Annotated in this window: 12 protein-coding genes; 9 read left to right on the forward strand and 3 right to left on the reverse strand. The window is 29.6% G+C overall.

Features of this window, described 5'->3' with window-relative positions:
- Positions 1-9: 9 nt before the first annotated feature.
- The 5 genes from ACFO3U_RS13920 to ACFO3U_RS13940 all read left to right on the forward strand — a co-directional run bounded on the left by ACFO3U_RS13920 (position 10) and on the right by ACFO3U_RS13940 (position 9,203).
- Positions 10-3,165, forward strand: coding sequence for a UvrD-helicase domain-containing protein (locus tag ACFO3U_RS13920; protein ID WP_379743761.1), 3,156 nt, complete (start codon positions 10-12; stop codon positions 3,163-3,165).
- Positions 3,166-3,176: 11 nt separating this feature from the next.
- Positions 3,177-4,373 (forward strand): glycine C-acetyltransferase, encoded by a 1,197-nt coding sequence (gene kbl, locus ACFO3U_RS13925; RefSeq protein ID WP_379743764.1) that lies wholly within the window; start codon positions 3,177-3,179, stop codon positions 4,371-4,373.
- 137 nt (positions 4,374-4,510) lie between these two features.
- Positions 4,511-5,914, forward strand: a complete 1,404-nt coding sequence (locus ACFO3U_RS13930; protein ID WP_379743767.1) for an OmpA family protein — start codon at positions 4,511-4,513, stop codon at positions 5,912-5,914.
- 65 nt (positions 5,915-5,979) lie between these two features.
- Positions 5,980-8,760 (forward strand): PD-(D/E)XK nuclease family protein, encoded by a 2,781-nt coding sequence (locus ACFO3U_RS13935; RefSeq protein WP_379743770.1) that lies wholly within the window; start codon positions 5,980-5,982, stop codon positions 8,758-8,760.
- A gap of 56 nt (positions 8,761-8,816) precedes the next feature.
- A complete protein-coding gene (locus ACFO3U_RS13940; RefSeq protein ID WP_379743773.1) occupies positions 8,817-9,203 on the forward strand; it encodes a hypothetical protein in 387 nt (128 codons plus the stop codon).
- Positions 9,204-9,252: 49 nt separating this feature from the next.
- Here the strand turns inward: ACFO3U_RS13940 and ACFO3U_RS13945 are convergent, their stop codons facing one another.
- Positions 9,253-10,035 carry an alpha/beta fold hydrolase gene (locus ACFO3U_RS13945; RefSeq protein ID WP_379743776.1) on the reverse strand — a complete coding sequence of 261 codons (783 nt, stop codon included), beginning with the start codon at positions 10,033-10,035 and terminating at the stop codon, positions 9,253-9,255.
- Positions 10,036-10,115: 80 nt separating this feature from the next.
- Here ACFO3U_RS13945 and ACFO3U_RS13950 point away from each other — a divergent pair, with 80 nt between their 5' ends.
- Positions 10,116-11,081, forward strand: coding sequence for a helix-turn-helix transcriptional regulator (locus ACFO3U_RS13950; protein WP_379743779.1), 966 nt, complete (start codon positions 10,116-10,118; stop codon positions 11,079-11,081).
- A 39-nt stretch (positions 11,082-11,120) separates the two neighbouring features.
- On the opposite strand, the gene ACFO3U_RS13955 is transcribed toward ACFO3U_RS13950, so the two are convergent.
- Positions 11,121-11,609, reverse strand: coding sequence for a DinB family protein (locus ACFO3U_RS13955; protein ID WP_379743782.1), 489 nt, complete (start codon positions 11,607-11,609; stop codon positions 11,121-11,123).
- Positions 11,610-11,759: 150 nt separating this feature from the next.
- Here ACFO3U_RS13955 and ACFO3U_RS13960 point away from each other — a divergent pair, with 150 nt between their 5' ends.
- Positions 11,760-12,152, forward strand: a complete 393-nt coding sequence (locus ACFO3U_RS13960) for a DUF1398 domain-containing protein (protein WP_379743785.1) — start codon at positions 11,760-11,762, stop codon at positions 12,150-12,152.
- A gap of 161 nt (positions 12,153-12,313) precedes the next feature.
- Positions 12,314-13,570: an AbiH family protein gene (locus ACFO3U_RS13965; RefSeq protein WP_379743787.1), complete on the forward strand. Its 1,257-nt coding sequence runs from the start codon at positions 12,314-12,316 to the stop codon at positions 13,568-13,570.
- A 127-nt stretch (positions 13,571-13,697) separates the two neighbouring features.
- Here ACFO3U_RS13965 and ACFO3U_RS13970 read toward each other — a convergent pair whose 3' ends face one another.
- Entirely contained in the window at positions 13,698-14,990 is a 1,293-nt protein-coding gene (locus tag ACFO3U_RS13970) for an aminopeptidase P family protein (RefSeq protein WP_379743790.1), read from the reverse strand.
- A gap of 118 nt (positions 14,991-15,108) precedes the next feature.
- On the opposite strand from ACFO3U_RS13970, the gene ACFO3U_RS13975 reads away from it, so the two are divergent.
- Complete coding sequence (locus ACFO3U_RS13975; RefSeq protein ID WP_379743793.1) at positions 15,109-17,886, forward strand: VPS10 domain-containing protein; 2,778 nt, start codon at positions 15,109-15,111, stop codon at positions 17,884-17,886.

A 17,886-nucleotide genomic window follows, 5' to 3' on the forward strand; every position in this document is an offset into this window, starting at 1 on the left:
TTTCCATATATGACACAAAATTCACCATCTTTTTCAATATATAATGCGTCTGCAGGTTCTGGTAAAACTTATACTTTATCAAAAGAATATATTAAAATTTTATTAAAATCTCCTTCAAATGAAGCTTATAGAAAAATTTTAGCCATTACTTTTACCAACAAAGCGGTAGAGGAAATGAAATCTAGAATTATTTTCTATTTACTAGAATTTTCAAAAGAAGTAACTTCAGAAAAAGCTTCTGATTTATTAAAAGATATTGCAAAAGAAACTGGTTTGAGTATTGCAACAATTAAAGATAAATCGAAAGTCATTATTAAAAGTATTATTCATAATTACACCGCTTTTGATATTTCAACTATTGATAGATTTACCTTAAAAATAATCAAATCATTTTCGCACGAATTAAATATTCCGTTAGATTTTGATATTTCTTTGGAAACCGATTTATTGATGCAAGAAGCTATTGAAACCGTTATTTCTAAAGCTGGTGAAGATGAAGAATTAACAAAATTACTTTTAGATTTCTCCAGAAACAAAACGGATGATGATAAAAACTGGGATATTACTTTTGATTTATTAAGTGCAAGTTCGCTTTTAACCAACGAAGACAGCAAACACGAATTAAAAGATTTTGAAAACAAAACAATCAATGATTTTGTTGAAACAAAAAAACTTGTAGTTCAAGAAATTGAAAAATTCAAGAAAAACGCTTCAGTTTTAGCACAAGAATGTTTATCGTTGGTTATTGATAACGGAATTGCAATCGAATCTTTTTCAAGAAAAACATTTCCAACTCATTTAAATAAAATTATTGAAGGAAATCTTCCTGCTTCAGACATTCATAAATTTTTAGAAGTCGAGCAAGTTCAAGTCAATAAAACAGCAAAAGATAAAGACATAATTAAAAGTATTTTACCTCAATTGCTTCAAAAATTACAATTTGCATACAAAGAATATCAAAATGTCTTTTTGTTAGAAGCCTTTAATAAAAATATTTATCCTTTATCGTTACTAAATTCAATTAATAAAGAATTCAGAAAAATTCAAGACGATCAAAATATTTTGTCAATTTCCGAATTTAATGAAATTATCAATAACGAAATCCAAAACCAACCAGCTCCTTTTATCTACGAAAAAATGGGTGACCGATACCGTCATTTTTTTATTGATGAGTTTCAAGATACTTCGGTTTTACAATGGAAGAATTTAATTCCTTTAGTTGATAATGCACTTTCTAGTGAAGAAAATGGTGTAAAAGGTTCACTTTTGTTAGTAGGTGATCCAAAACAAGCTATTTACCGTTGGAGAGGAGGAAAATCTGAGCAGTTTATTTCTTTAAGTAAAGATGAAAATCCGTTTTCAAATAAAGATAAAGAAACAGTTAGTTTAGATACTAATTATAGAAGTTATAGCGAAGTCATTGATTTTAACAACGATTTTTTCAAATATATTTCAAGTAAATTAGAAAATCCAGATTATGTCGATTTATATTTGAATCACAGCCATCAAAACAAAACCAATAAAGCAGGTGGTTATGTTAATATTTCTTTCATTGATACTTCTGAAAATGTTGAGGTAAATGACGATGAAGAAGACGATGATAAAAATACGAAATATCTAAAACAAACTTTAGTTACGATTGAAAAAGTCCTGAAAAACGGATTTCAATACAAAGACATTGTTTTATTGACTCGAACTAAATCAAACGGAGTTTTATTAGCGAATTTTTTGACCGAAAATGAAATTCCAATTCTGTCTTCTGAAACTTTGTTAATTCAAAATGCAACTGAAGTTAAGTTGATTATCAATGTGTTAAAGTATATTAACAATAAATTTGATGCTGACTCTAAATTCAATATGTTGTATTATGTGGGGAAATATTTGCAATCAGCTGAGGAAATTCATGATATAATCAACCAAAATCTACATACTTCAGAAGAAAATTTAAAAATTGCATTAGAAAAATATGATGTGATGATTGATTTTAATGCTTGTAGAAAAAAGTCGCTTTATGAAGTGGTTGAAATTATCGTTTCAGCATTCATTAAACAAAAAGCCAATAATTCGTATGTGCAATATTTTTTAGATTTGGTTTTAGAAAGAGACATCAAAGCGCAATCAAGTATTGCAGATTTTATTGACTATTGGGAACGAACAGGTTACAAGAAAAGCATTCCATCACCAGAAGGAAATAACGCTATAAAAATCATGACTATTCATAAATCAAAAGGATTAGAATTTCCAGTTGTGATTTATCCTTTTGCGAATGATAATTATTCAAAAAACAATAGAAACAAACTTTGGATTCCTTTAGAAAATAAAAATATAAATTTCCATAAAGTATTGATTGATAATAAAAAAGATGTTTTAAGTTATAATGAAAATGCAAGTGAAATTTATCAAGAAAAAAATCAAGAAGAAATTTTAGATAATATTAATGTTTTATATGTAGCTTTTACAAGAGCTGTGGAACAACTTTATGTGATTTCTGAAATTAAAATAAATAAAGATGGAAGTTTACCTAATACATTGTCATCATATATTATTGAATATCTTCAATTAAATAAAAACTTTAATAAAGAACAATTGGAATATGAATTTGGAAATCCAATAAAAGTGTCAAAAAGTGATGAAGTAGTTGTAAATTTAGATGAGATTCAAGTTGTTGAACAAAAGATAAAAACAAGTGCCATAAAAATTGCTCAAAAAGAAGCAGTAATGTGGGGAACTATTCAAGCAGAAGCTATAGAATTTGGAAACACCTTGCATGAAATCTTATCTTACATCAAAACTAATGATGATGTTAATAAAGCAATTTCAATTTCTTTAGAAAAAGGTTTAATTAGTAATTCTCAAGTTATTATAATTGAAGAAGTTATAAATTCAATTGTATGTCATTCAGAATTAGAAAAATTTTATTCAGAAGAAGCAAAAATTTATAACGAAACGAGTATAATTGACGAAAACAAAAATACTTTCATTCCAGATAGAATTGCTATTTATAACAATAAAGCTTATCTTTTAGATTATAAAACAGGTGTTCCCAAAGAAAGTCACAAACATCAAATTGAACAATATGAAACTATTCTTCAAAAAATGGGTTATAAAGTAGAAGAAAAAGTCTTGGTTTATTTAGGAGAAGATTTAAAAATAATACATTTGTAAAAAATAAAAATATGTACGGCAAAATACAACAACACTTACAAAACGAATTACAAACAATTCAAGACAACGGGTTGTTTAAAAAAGAACGAATTATTACATCTCCACAAGGTGCGGAAATCACCATTTCAACTGGAGAAACAGTTTTAAATTTTTGTGCTAACAATTATTTAGGACTTTCTTCACATCCAGAAGTAGTTCAAGCTGCTAAAGATGCTTTAGATACTCATGGCTTTGGAATGTCTTCGGTTCGTTTTATTTGTGGAACTCAAGATATTCACAAAGAATTAGAGCAAAAAATTGCTAATTTCTACGGAACTGAAGATACTATTTTATACGCTGCAGCTTTTGATGCCAATGGTGGAGTTTTCGAACCTTTATTAGGAGAAGAAGATTGTATTATTTCGGATAGTTTAAATCATGCTTCTATTATAGATGGAGTAAGATTGTGTAAAGCAGCTCGTTATCGCTATGAAAATAGTAACATGCAAGATTTGGAAGCTCAATTGATAAAAGCAACTGAAGAAGGTAGAAGATTTAAATTAATTGTAACCGATGGTGTTTTTTCTATGGACGGATTAGTAGCTCCTTTAGATAAAATCTGTGATTTAGCTGATAAATATGATGCTATGGTTATGGTTGATGAATGTCACGCTGCAGGATTTATTGGTGCAAAAGGAATAGGAACTCTAGAAGCAAAAAATGTCTTAGGAAGAGTAGATATCATTACAGGAACTCTTGGTAAAGCACTTGGAGGAGCAATGGGTGGTTACACAACTGCAAAAAAAGAAATTATTGAAATTTTGCGTCAGCGTTCACGTCCTTATTTATTTTCAAATTCTTTAGCTCCAGCAATTGTAGGAGCTTCAATAAAGGTCTTTGAATTGTTGGAAAAAGATACTTCATTAAGAGATAAATTAGAGTGGAATACCAATTATTTTAAAGAAGGTATGAGAAAAGCTGGTTTCGACTTCATTGACGGTGATTCTGCAATTGTTCCAGTTATGTTATATGACGCAAAATTATCACAAGTTATGGCAGATGAATTGCTTAAAAAAGGAATTTATGTTATTGGATTTTTCTTTCCAGTTGTACCAAGAGATAAAGCAAGAATTAGAGTTCAACTTTCAGCAGCACATACAAAAGAACACTTAGATAAGGCAATAAATGCATTTACTGAAGTAGGTAAAGCATTGAATGTTGTAGAATAACGGCAAAATGTTACATAATACCCATAAAAAGGCTTGTTTTTAAGTTTTTTTTGTGAATAAAATTTGCAGATATAAATAATCGTGTTAAATTTGTCTAAATTATATCAGTTGTAATTAAATAAAAATTAAAAAAAAGTATGAAACATCTTAACAAATTATTTGCTGTGGCTTTAATGTTTGCTGGTATTGCAACTCAAGCTCAAGACAGCAACAATCCATGGGCAGTGTCTTTTGGTGCTAACGCTGTTGACACAAAATTCAGTGCATCAGAGTCTTTTGAGCACCAAATTGCTGAATATTTCAATGTACAAGATCACTGGAACATTATTCCATCGGTTTCTTATGTTGGAGTTTCTAGAAGTGTAGGTAACAATTTCTCTATTGGTTTAACAGGGTCTGTTAACAAAATTGATAAATTCGTTTCTAAAGTTCCAGGTACAATTAACTCTCATGTTGTTACAAATCCTGGAGACTTATCATATTATGCTGGAGATTTAGCTATTAAATATAGCTTCATGGAAATGATTAAATCTAAAGTAATTGAGCCAGTTTTACATGTTGGTGGAGGTTACACTTGGATGGGTGATGCATCTGCAGGTACAGTTAACGGAGGTTTAGGATTAAACTTTTGGTTTACTGAAAACGTAGGTTTATCATTACAATCTACTTACAAACATTCATTTGATGACACAAGAACTCCAGATGTTGATGTTGCTTCTCACATGCAACACTTTGCAGGTCTTACTTTCAAATTTGGAGGTAAAGATACTGACGGTGATGGAATCTATGATAAAGATGACGCTTGTCCAGAAGTTCCTGGTTTAAAAGAGTTCAATGGATGCCCTGATACTGACGGAGATGGAATTATGGATTCAGCTGATGCTTGTCCAGAAGTTCCTGGTTTAAAAGAATTAAACGGATGTCCAGATAGAGATGGAGATGGAATCATTGATTCAGAAGATGCTTGTCCAGACGTTAAAGGTTCAAAAATGATGAAAGGTTGTCCTGATACAGACGGAGATGGTGTTGCAGACAATGTTGACAAATGTCCAGAAGTTAAAGGTCCTAAAGAAAATGCAGGATGCCCATGGCCAGATACTGACGGTGACGGTGTAGCTGATAAAGATGACAAATGTCCTACTGTTAAAGGAACTATTGCTAACAATGGTTGTCCAGAAGTTTCTGAAGAAACTATGAAAAAATTAAATGAGTATGCTAAAACTATCTTATTTGATTCAGGTAAAGCTTCTTTCCAAAAACAAACTTACCCAGTTTTACAAGCTATTACTGCAATCTTAAAAGAATACCCAGAATCAAGATTCAGTCTTGAAGGTCACACTGATAGTGATGGTAGCGATGCTTTAAACCAAAAATTATCAGAAGATAGAGCTGCTGCTGTTAAAGATTATTTAATCGAAAACGGTATCAACTTCGAAAGATTATCTTCTAAAGGTTTTGGTGAGTCTATGCCAATTGACACAAACAAAACTAAAGCTGGTAAAGCTAACAACAGAAGAGTTGAAGTTAAATTAATCAAATAATTTAATTCCAAAATATTTCAAGAAAACGCCTCGTTTATTCGAGGCGTTTTTTTATTTTTATACCTATGAGTAACCCAACATTCCTAAGTAAACTAACCGATGAATTAATCAGTATTTATTCTGATAATTTATCTGACATTACTATAGTTCTTCCTAGTAAAAGAGCCAGAGTTTTTTTAATTGATACTATTCAATCAAAATTATCTAAACCAATTTTTACACCAAATATATTAAGTATTGAAGAATTCATACAAGATATTTCTGGTCTTAGAACTATTGACTCTATGGAAGTGCTCTTTGAATTCTATTATGTATATTCAGATATTACAGATAAAAAAGATGTTCAAGACTTTGAAACATTTTCTTATTGGGCAAAAACTGTTATTCAAGACTTTAACGAAATTGACAGATATTTACTAGATCAAAAACACGTTTTTTCTTACTTAAGAGATGTGGAAGCTTTAAAAAGATGGAATTTAGAACTCAATCAAACCACAAAATTAATCGATTCTACTTTAGAATTTTGGGACAAATTGCCTTTATATTATGAATTATTTTACAAATATCTTTTAGATAAAGGAATAGGCTATCAAGGATTATTGTATCGCGAATCAATCCATAATTTAGAATCATTTACTGAAAACATTTCACCATTAAACCAAATTATATTTGCAGGTTTCAATGCTTTAAATCAAGCTGAAGAAAAGATTTTTCAACATTTAATGCATCATCAAAAAGCATTAGTTTATTGGGATGTTGATTATACTATTTTGCAAGACCCATTTCATGATGCAGGATTATTCATCAGAAAATATAAAAAAGAATGGAAACAATATGCCAATCAATCGTTCAAATGGATTGAAACTCATTTTGATAAACCAAAAAATATCCAAATTATTGGAACACCAAAAACGGTTGGTCAAACTAAAATTGTTGGGAATCTAATTGAAGAAATTCAAAAAGAAAATCCAGATTTACAAAATACAGCTGTTGTTTTAGGCGATGAAAATTTGTTGCTTCCAACATTATACAATTTACCTGAAACCGTTGAAAGCTTAAACATCACAATGGGTTATCCAAGTAAAAATAACCCAGCACAATTATTGATTGCTAAAATTTTTAAACTGCATACTAATGCAAAACAAAGAAATGAGAAACAATATACGCTTTACTATAAAGAAGTTTTAGATATTTTAAATCATGCTTTAATTGAACCTTATATTGATGCAAAAAAAGTAGAGAACGTTATTAAATTCAACAATTTTACTTTCTTTTCAAACGATAAATTGTTTCAATTGTATGAAGAACATAAAACTAATGAATCTAATCCTTTATTCCAATTGATTTTTTCAAAATGGAATGATGATGCTAGTGAAATTATGTCCAAATTATCGCAAATTCTACTTGTAATAAAATCTCATTTAACTAACGAGAATCAAGAAGATATCATTGCAAAAGCTTTTTTACATTCTATTCATCAGGTTTTAAATCGAATTTCGACTTTCATTGAAAAGTACCAAAGTATTACTTCACTTTCGAGTTTGTATGCTATTTATAAACAGGTAGTTGATTTAGCCGAAGTTTCTTTTGAAGGAAAACCATTGTCAGGTTTACAAGTTATGGGAGTTTTGGAAAGTCGTGTTTTAGATTTTGAAAATGTTATTATAACTTCAGTGAATGAAGGAAAATTTCCTTCAGGAAAAAGTACAAATTCATTTATTCCTTATGATATTAAACGCGAGTTAGGTTTGCCAACTTTCAGAGAAAAAGATGCGATTTATAGTTATCACTTTTATCATTTGTTATATCGAGCTAAAAATATTTACTTGCTTTACAATTCTGAAAACTCGGACGGAATTGACGCTGGAGAAAAAAGTCGTTTTTTAACCCAATTAGAAATCGATTTCCCGCAACATATTACAAAAAACACAATATATAATGCTCATTTGCCAAGTTTAGCTTATGAGCCTATTAAAATTAAAAAAACGCAATCGATTTTAGAAAGATTAAAAGAAATTGCAACCGAAAAAGGATTTTCTCCATCTTCTTTAACGAGTTATATTCGGAATCCAATTCAGTTTTATACACAACGAATATTGCGAATTAGAGAAATTGATGAAGTTGAAGAAAATATTGCAGTTAATACTTTAGGAACAGTTATTCATGAAACCTTAAAATATTTGTATCAACCTTATATTAATAAATTTTTATCAATAAATGATGTAGATTCAATGTTGCAATTGGTTGAACAAGAAACAATTAAGCAATTCAAAGAAATTTACAAAGAAGGTGAAATTAAAAAAGGAAAAAATCTTTTAGCATTTGAAGTGGCCAAACAAAATGTGGAACAATTTCTAAAAATGGAAAAGAAAGATGTTGAAGCTGGAATAGGTATTAAAATTCTATTTCTGGAACATACTTTAGAAGGAAAAATTGCAGATAAAAGTTTGCCTTATGAAATAAAAATCGCAGGAAACGTTGACCGAATAGAATTAAGAGACAACAAAATCCGAATCATAGATTACAAAACAGGAAAAGTCGAAGCCAGAACTTTAAAAGTGGATGATTTTAGCCAATTAACCTCTGATATTAAATACGAAAAAATTATTCAATTGCTTTGTTATGCTTTGATGTTTGAAAATAATTTGGAATATAAAGATTATCCAGTAGAAGCTGGAATTATTTCGTTCAAAAATATGAAAGTAGGTTTTATGCCTTTTGGATTAGGAAAAAGAAATTCCATTCATGAAATCACTAAAGAAACAATTATAGATTTTAAACAATCGATGTTAGCTTTGATTCTAGAGATTTTAAATCCTGAAATTCCTTTTGAGGAGAAGATATAATTAGGATTTATCGATTTTTTTTCGTATATTAAGAGTATAATCAAAAAAATTACTATATGAAAAAAATGTTACTTTTATGTACAATGGTGATATTGTCATCATGTGCTTCGAAATTAGTTTTCCCAGTTTCAAATGTTGCTCCAGCTGCAGAAATTTCAGTTAAAATCAAAAAGGACGATAATGGGAATAGAGAAATTAATATAGAATCAAAGTATTTGTCATCTCCTGAACGTTTGTCACCAAAAAGAGAATTTTACTTAGTTTGGATGCAAACGGAAGATAATGGTCTTATCAATTTAGGTCAATTAGAAACAGATGCTTCTGACAAAGGAAGTTTTACAGCTATAACAGCTTATGAACCTAAAGAGATTTTTATTACTGCTGAAAATGATGTAGCAATTACTTATCCAACTGGACAAGAAATTTCGAGAGTAAAGATTTAAGAATTGAATGATTAGATTTAAAAACTGAAGTCAATTGATTTCAGTTTTTTTATGTCTTTTTTAAAAATCCCAAGAATACTGTAGATAATTCTTCACGATTCTCAACATGACTCATATGTCCATCCTCAAAAGTCACTAATTCAACTTTGGTGTTTTCAATTTGAGTTTTGTTTTCCTCGTAATTCAAAACAGGATCTTTTTTGCCCAAAATCAAAATCATTGGATAAGTTGCAAAATGCAAAATAACTTCTCTGTCTTTTCGTACTTTCATACCTTCTAAAGCAGCCACAATGCCTTGTAAAGGAGTTTTTAGAGCTTCATTTCTGACTAATTCAATTTCTTCAGTTAAACGTTCTCTGTTTTCTTCACTAAATAAATTGGCAATAGACATTCTAATAAATGAAGTATAATTTTGTTTAACCGCTTTTATAGCTCTATCGCGATTGGTTTTTCGTTCTTCAGAATCAGCTCTTGAAGTAGAATTCATCAACAGCAAACCTTTTACCATTTCTGGGTACAATTCAGCAAAAGCCAAAGCCACATAACCACCCATCGAATGTCCAATTAAAACAGCTTTCCTGATTTTTAATTCATGCAAAACATGATAAACAACATCCGCTTGATCTTCCATCGAATGTACATAACCCAAACAATCGGTTTGACCATGACCCAACAAATCAATGCAAACCACACGGTTGCGTTTAGCCAAAACTTCAATATGAGTATCCCACATCGTAGAATTTTCTAAAAAACCATGTAATAAAACTATAGTGGTACCTTTTCCAGTTTCAGAATAAGCAATTTTTGTGTTTTTGTATAAAGTGAATTTCATAGATGCAAAAATAGAATTTAGTGCCTAATCAAAGAAGTAATTTCATTTAAATAGTTAATTTTGATGAAAAGATATTTTTTATGCTTGACGAATCACCAAAACGTTTTGATAGAATTGTGGCTATTCTTATTCAATTGCAATCTAAGCGAATTGTAAAAGCACAAGAATTAGCTGATCGTTTTGAGGTAAGTTTACGAACAATTTATCGTGATATACGTTCACTCGAAGCTTCTGGAGTTCCTATTTATAGTGAAGCAGGAATTGGTTATTCTTTAGTGGATGGGTATCGTTTGCCACCTGTAATGTTTACTCGTGAAGAAGCCAGTAGTTTTATTGCCTCTGAGAAATTAATGCAAACATTTATTGATAAAGAATTAGGAAAGCATTATGCTTCTGCAATGTTTAAAATTAAATCTGTTTTAAAAAATACAGATAAAGATTGGCTATCATCTATTGAATCTAAAATAATCATTCAACAACCTTCAGAAAATTTATTCAACGAAAAAGTGCCCGATGCAATGAGTATTCTTTTTAAAAGTATAGCCGATAAAACGCAAGTAAAATTATGCTACAAAGCATTTGATGCTGAAGAAGTTTTGGAAAGAATTATAGAACCTGTTGGTGTTTTTCATGATAATAATAATTGGTATATTTTTGGATTTTGTCATTTGAGAAATGATTATAGACAATTTAGAGCTGATAGAATTCAAGGGATTAATAGTACAAATTTTCCTTTTTTAAAGAAGCATGATGAATTATCGACTTACTTAAATAAAGGATATGAATGTGCAACGATTAAGGTAGTTTTATTGATAGATAAAAAAATTTCTAAATATCTTTCACATGAGAAAAAATATCATGGATTTGTATCTCAAAAGAATATTGGTGATAAAATTGAAATGACCTTCTTGAGCAGAGATATTGAAAATGGATTACCAAGATGGATATTGATGTTTGCAGACTATGTCAAAATAATAGAACCACAACGTTTAAAAGATAGGGTTTTTGAGCTTATAGAATCTTACAAAGTCAATCTTTCAAAATAAAAACTCCGAAAATAAATTAATGTTTTCGGAGTTTTTATTTTATGCTCTAGCCCAAAAGAAAGGAGGTTCAATTCCTAAAGCACGTAAATATACATAACCTTGTCCACGATGATGAATTTCATTATCAATAAAATAGAAAATATTCTCAATAATAGGAAATTCATATTGGCCAAAAAGATTAAAACTTTTTTCAAAATCTTCAATAGGAATTTGATTCCAATAGGTATTAATTTCTTCGGTAGCTTCATCCCATTTTTGTAAAAATTGCGCTTTAGTGGTTAGCGTTTCTGTACCTTCTTCAGAATAAGGTTTCTCAACGCGATTCACAATTCCTTTTAAAGCAGGAGCAGCTATTGACAATAATTCGGCTGTTAACATAGCAAATGGTCGCATGCCTCCAATAGAAAATTCAAAAAAATCTTTCTCAGGAAAAGCTTCAATTACATGACGAGTTAAAGCGCGATGACCTTGCCAATGTTTCAATAGATGGGCTGGACTAATTACTTGAGGTGATGTTGTTGTACTCATAATGATAATGTTTTAATGATTATGACACAAAAGTAAAAGCACATTGTGACAACAGTTTGTCAGTAGGTTTTTAAAATTTAATTTTATAAAGAAATAATCTATCTTTTTATAAAATAATTATATTTGATTTAATAAAATAATATACTTATCATGTTTACAATTAATCAAATCAAAGAAGCCCATTCCAAAGTAAAAACTGGAGCTGATTTTCCAAAATATATGCAAGATATCATCGCACTTGGTGTAACTTCATTTGAAACGTTTGTTTTTGACAATCACACCAATTATTACGGAAAAGATAATTATCAAATTGCCTCAGAAGGATTTTCTGATACACTAGCAATTGCCAATGAAAGCAATATAGAACAATTCAAATCAGATTTAAAAACACATCAACAAGGCAAAACGGATTACATGACATTCTTAAACGATTGTGCCAAATCTGGTGTTGAAAAATGGATAGTTGTTATGGATAAAATGACTTGTTCATACTACGATAAATCAGGAAATGAAATGCTTGTTGAAACAATACCTTCAGTATAACATAAGCATAATTTTTTAACCGCAAAGAGGCAAAGTTTTTACGCAAGGTTCACAAAGTTTTTCCTCAATCTTGTCATTCTGAACTTGTTTCAGAATCTCTTTTTCATACATTCAATTTTATAAAGAAATAACTTATCTTTGAGAAAAGCATTTTTAGATTTATGAATAGATTAGTTATTATTGGAAACGGTTTTGATTTGGCTCATGGTTTACCAACGAGTTATAAAGATTTTATTGATGATTACTGGTCGTCCATAAAGGATTTAACTCATAATGATATTTTTATTTCATTTGAAGGATTAAAAATTAGTGTTGATTTTGAAATAGCTTCTAATTTACAAGATATTGCTAATAGTTTAATTGCTTTAGATGAAAAAGTAAAATTTTCAGATGCGGAAATTTATACAGAACATGGAAATAATTTATCGGGTTCATATCCAAGAAATCATATTCTAATATACAAAAATCAGTTTTTTAAATTAATTAATAATAGAAATTCAGAAAATTGGGTGGATGTTGAGAATTTATATTATTCAGAATTAAAGAAAATTACTAAGTCAAAATGTTTGGATACAAGAAAGAGTGATGATTATTGGATAAAAGAGCAAAACAAAGCAGTACAAAAACTTAATGATGAATTTGAAGATGTTAAGAATCTATTAGAAAAATATTTAATAGAGAAAGTAAATGATAGGTATGAATTCAATCATTATTCAGGTGAAAACTTAGACTGGAGTTTAATGTCAAAAAATCTTCTACCAATCTCACTTTTTTCAAATGAAGAAACTATTTTGAAGCAGTTTTCTAAAAAAGAAGACATAGAAGAAATTAAAAAATATTTTGAAAATGAAAAAAAAGAAGAATTAATTAGCAATTTATATTTTTTGACTTTTAACTATACATTTACAGTAAAAAAATATGCTAAAATTATAAAAAGTGATAGGATAGAAACAATTGTTAATTTTATTCATGGTGAAATTGGAAACAAAACAGAGAATAAAATTAATTTTGGTTTTGGAGATGAAATGGATGAAGATTATAAATTAATAGAGAATATTAACGAAAATGAATATTTACAAAACTTCAAATCTTTCCAATATTTACAAAATTCTAATTATAGTAACTTATTAAGCTATATTGATAGTGAAAAATATCAAGTTCTTATAGTTGGACATTCTTGTGGGTTATCTGATAGAACAATGTTAAATACTATATTTGAACATGAAAATTGTCGATCAATAAAAGTTTTTTACTATGAACGTAAAGATGAGAATCATAAAGTTATTGGAGATAATTATACTGAATTAGTTCAAAATATTTCAAGACATTTTAACAAGAAAAAGTTAATGAGAGAAAAAATTGTAAATAAAACGCTTTGTCAACCTTTACCGCAAATTAAACTATCTAAAAAAGAATAAATTTCTCAAATCTTTATTTATAAAAAACACACACTGAATCAATTTCATCTAAACAAAATTAAAAACAAAAAAAACGGCTCACTTTCGCAAACCGTCTATTATCTATATTCTATTATCTTTTTTCTAACTACGAATTCATAATCGATTCAATCTCATCAATCTCAATAGGAATATTTCGCATTAAATTAAAAGGTTCACCACTATTTTGAATCACCACATCATCTTCTAAACGAATGCCAAAGCCTTCTTTTGGAATGTAAATTCCTGGTTCAACCGTGAAAACCATATTCGCTTGCATGGGTTCGTGTAATAAACCATAATCATGTGTGTCTAATCCCATGTGGTGACTTGTTCCGTGCATGAAATATTTCTTATAAGCTGGCCAATCTGGATTTTCATTTTGCACATCAGCTTTGTCTAACAAACCTAAACCTAATAATTCAGAAGTCATTAATTTTCCAACTTCTACATGATATTGTTTCCACAAAGTTCCTGGAACCAACATTTTTGTCGCTTCATTTTTTACTCTTAAAACAGCATTGTAAACGGCAGCTTGTCTCTCTGTAAATTTTCCTGAAACTGGAATTGTTCTACTCATATCACTAGAATAATTAGCATATTCTGCCCCAACATCTAACAAAATCAAATCACCAGCTTTACATTGTTGGTTGTTTTCAATATAGTGTAACACATTGGCATTATGTCCAGAAGCAATAATTGGTGTATAAGCAAAACCTTTAGAACGATTTCTTAAGAATTCATGGGCAAATTCAGCTTCAATTTCATATTCCATTACGTTAGGTTTCACAAAATTTAAAATTCTTCGGAATCCTTTTTCAGTAATATCACAAGCTTGTTGAATCAAATCTAATTCTTCACTTTCCTTTACAGAACGAATACGTTGCAATATAGGATTCGATTTCTCTACTTTATGAGCTGGATAATTTTCTTTCCATTTTTTAATGAATCTTGCTTCACGAGTTTCCGTTTCAATCGTGGCTCTGTAATGTTCATTGGTGTTGATGTACATTGTGTCAGCATAAGTCATTAATTCTTTTAATGTCTTATCAAAATCTTGCAACCAAATCACATTTTTAACTCCAGAAACTTCAAATGCACGCTCTTTAGTCAGTTTTTCACCTTCCCAAACAGCAATATGATCATTCGTTTCTTTTAAAAATAAAATTTCACGTTGATTTTCATAAGGAGCATCAGGAAAAAGCACCAAAATACTTTCTTCTTGATCTACACCACTTAAATAAAAAATATCTCTATGTTGTGCAAATGGTAGAGTAGAATCAGCAGAAACAGGATAAATGTCGTTAGAATTAAAAACGGCAATTCCGTTAGGTTTCATTTGTGAAGTAAACTTTTTACGGTTTTTTATGAATAAATCGCGGTCTATTTGATGGTATTTCATGTCTTAAGTTTTAATATGCATCAAATTTAAAAAGATAAAATCCAAATCTTGTTAAAAGGAATTAAAAATTTCAATTATCTTTAACATATTACTTACTTTTAGGTCAAATTTTAAAAAAATGAAAAAAATACTACTCTTATTTTTATTTGTTCAAAGCTTTTCTTTTTCACAAACCAACTTATTTGAAGAAGTTAAATTCCAAAGCATTGGTCCAACCATCATGAGTGGAAGAATTGTAGATTTAGCAGTAAATCCAGAAAATCCAACCGAATTTTATGCTGCTTATGCTTCTGGTGGATTGTGGTATACCAATAATAATGGAACCAGTTTTTCTCCGGTTATGGATTCAGCTCCAACATTAAATTGTGGTTCAGTAACTGTTGATTGGAAATCTGGAACTATTTGGGTGGGAACTGGTGAAGTCAATGCTTCTCGTTCTTCTTATGCAGGAATCGGAATTTTAAAATCGGCAGACAAAGGTAAAACTTGGGAAAATATTGGTTTACCTGAAAGTCATCACATTAGTAGAATTTTGGTTAACCCAAAAAATATAAACGAAATCACTGTTGGAGTAGTAGGTCATTTATACACAAGAAATCAAGATAGAGGAATTTACAAAACGCTTGATGGTGGAAAAACATGGAAGAAAACTCTTTTTATAAATGATGAAACTGGAATAATCGATGTTGTGGTTAGCCCAACAAATTTCAATATTCAATATGCAGCAGCTTGGCAAAAAGACAGAAAAGCTTGGGATTTTAAAGGGAATGGAGCCGCTTCTGGAATTTATAAAAGTACAGATGCAGGAAATTCATGGAGTTTAGTTTCAACAGAAATGAGTGGTTTTCCAAACAATGAAGGTGTTGGTCGAATTGGTCTAGCGATTTTTAATGAAAATACAATTTACGCTGTTTTAGACAATCAAAATAACAGACCTTCTTCTGAAAAAAGTAAAGGAAGTTTACCAACAATGATGAGTTCTCCTGGTGAAGATTTTGCAAATATTCCAAATAAAGAATTGAATAATGCTTTAAAAAAGTATGGTTTAAAAGAAAAATACAAAGCCGAAAACATCAAAAATTTTGTGGAATCTTCTAAATTAGAACCTAAAGAAGCTTTCAAAGTCATACAAGATGCCAATAAAGCTCTTTTTGAAACAGAAGTCATTGGTTGTGAAGTTTACAAATCCATTGATGGTGGAAAATCATGGAGTAAAATGAATCAAAAATTCATTGATGATTTTTATTACACTTATGGATATTATTTTGGAAATATTAGTGTAGATCCAAATGATGAAAACCGAATTTACATTGGAGCAGTTCCTTTGTTGTTTTCAAAAGATGGCGGAAAGACTTTTGAAGTGATAAGCAAAGAAAATGTACATGCAGATCATCATGTTACTTGGGTTAATCCAAAAAATCCAAATCATATCATTAATGGAAATGATGGTGGTGTGAATATTTCATACGATAATGGAGCCCATTGGATAAAATGCAACAATCAAGCGGTTGGTCAGTTTTATGCGGTTCAAGTTGATAACGAAGAGAATTACAATGTTTATGGTGGTTTACAAGATAACGGAGTTTGGTTTGGACCTAATAATTATTCACATGATGTTTCTTGGCAACAAGAAGGGAAATATCCATACCAAAGCATTATGGGTGGCGATGGCATGCAAGTTCAGGTAGATAATCGCAATTCAAACATAGTTTATACAGGTTTTCAATTTGGAAATTACTACAGAATTGACAAAAAAACAGACAAATCAGAATCCATAACACCTAGTTCAGAAAAAGACGAAAAACCATTAAGATTTAATTGGCAAACACCTATTTTACTATCATCTCATAATCAGGATATCATTTATTTTGGTTCCAATTTCTTGCACCGTTCGATGAATCAAGGAAAAGATTGGGAAAAAATTTCAGAAGATGTTACTAAAGGTTTCAAAGAAGGAAATGTAGCTTATGGAACAATCACAACTATTTCAGAAAGTCCTTTTCAGTTTGGTTTAATATATGTTGGTTCAGATGATGGTTTGATGCATGTTTCAAAAGACGGTGGAGCAAGTTGGACAAAAATTGAAATTCCAGAAAATGCCTCAAAAACAGATGATTTATGGGTTTCACGAATTGTAGCTTCTCAACACAAAAAAGAACGAGTTTATGCAACTTTAAATGGTTACAGAAATGATGATTTTACCAGTTATGTTTATGTTTCAGAAGATTTTGGAGCAACTTGGACAAACATTTCAAAAGGCTTAACCAATGCAGTCAACGTGATTATTGAAGATTCAGAGAAAGAAAACATTTTATATGTTGGAACAGACAATGGTTTGTTTATTTCAATGGATAAAGGAGATTCTTGGCAAGATTTTTCAAGTGATTTACCAAATGTTGCTGTTCACGATTTGAAAATTCAAGCTAAAGCCAAAGATTTAATTGTGGGAACTCATGGACGTTCGATTTATAAAGTTAATTTAGAAAAAGTTCAAGCTTTAACAGATGAAATCTTAGCTAAAAACCTATATTTATTTCCTGTTGAGAAAATGCAAAAATCAAGACGATGGGGAAATTCTTGGAGTTCTTGGTCAGAAGCTTATGAGCCAAAAGCAGAAATTTGGATTTATTCAAATCAAGAAAAAGAAAGTGTTTTAAATGTTGTAAATAAAGACAAAGTCAATGTTTATTCAGAGAAAATTCAGCTTAAAAAAGGGTTGAATAAGATAGAATACGTTTTGTCAATAGATGCAAAAACATCTCAAAAAATCACAAAAAAAGATAAGAAAGCAGAAATTAAACCTGCAAAAAACGAAAAATTATATTTACCTATTGGAAATTATACTATTTCAATAGAAAATGAATCTACTACTTTAGAAATCTTTGAATCAAAATAA

The organism is Flavobacterium ponti (genome assembly GCF_042652765.1).
In the GTDB taxonomy this organism is placed as follows: Bacteria; Bacteroidota; Bacteroidia; order Flavobacteriales; family Flavobacteriaceae; genus Flavobacterium; species Flavobacterium ponti.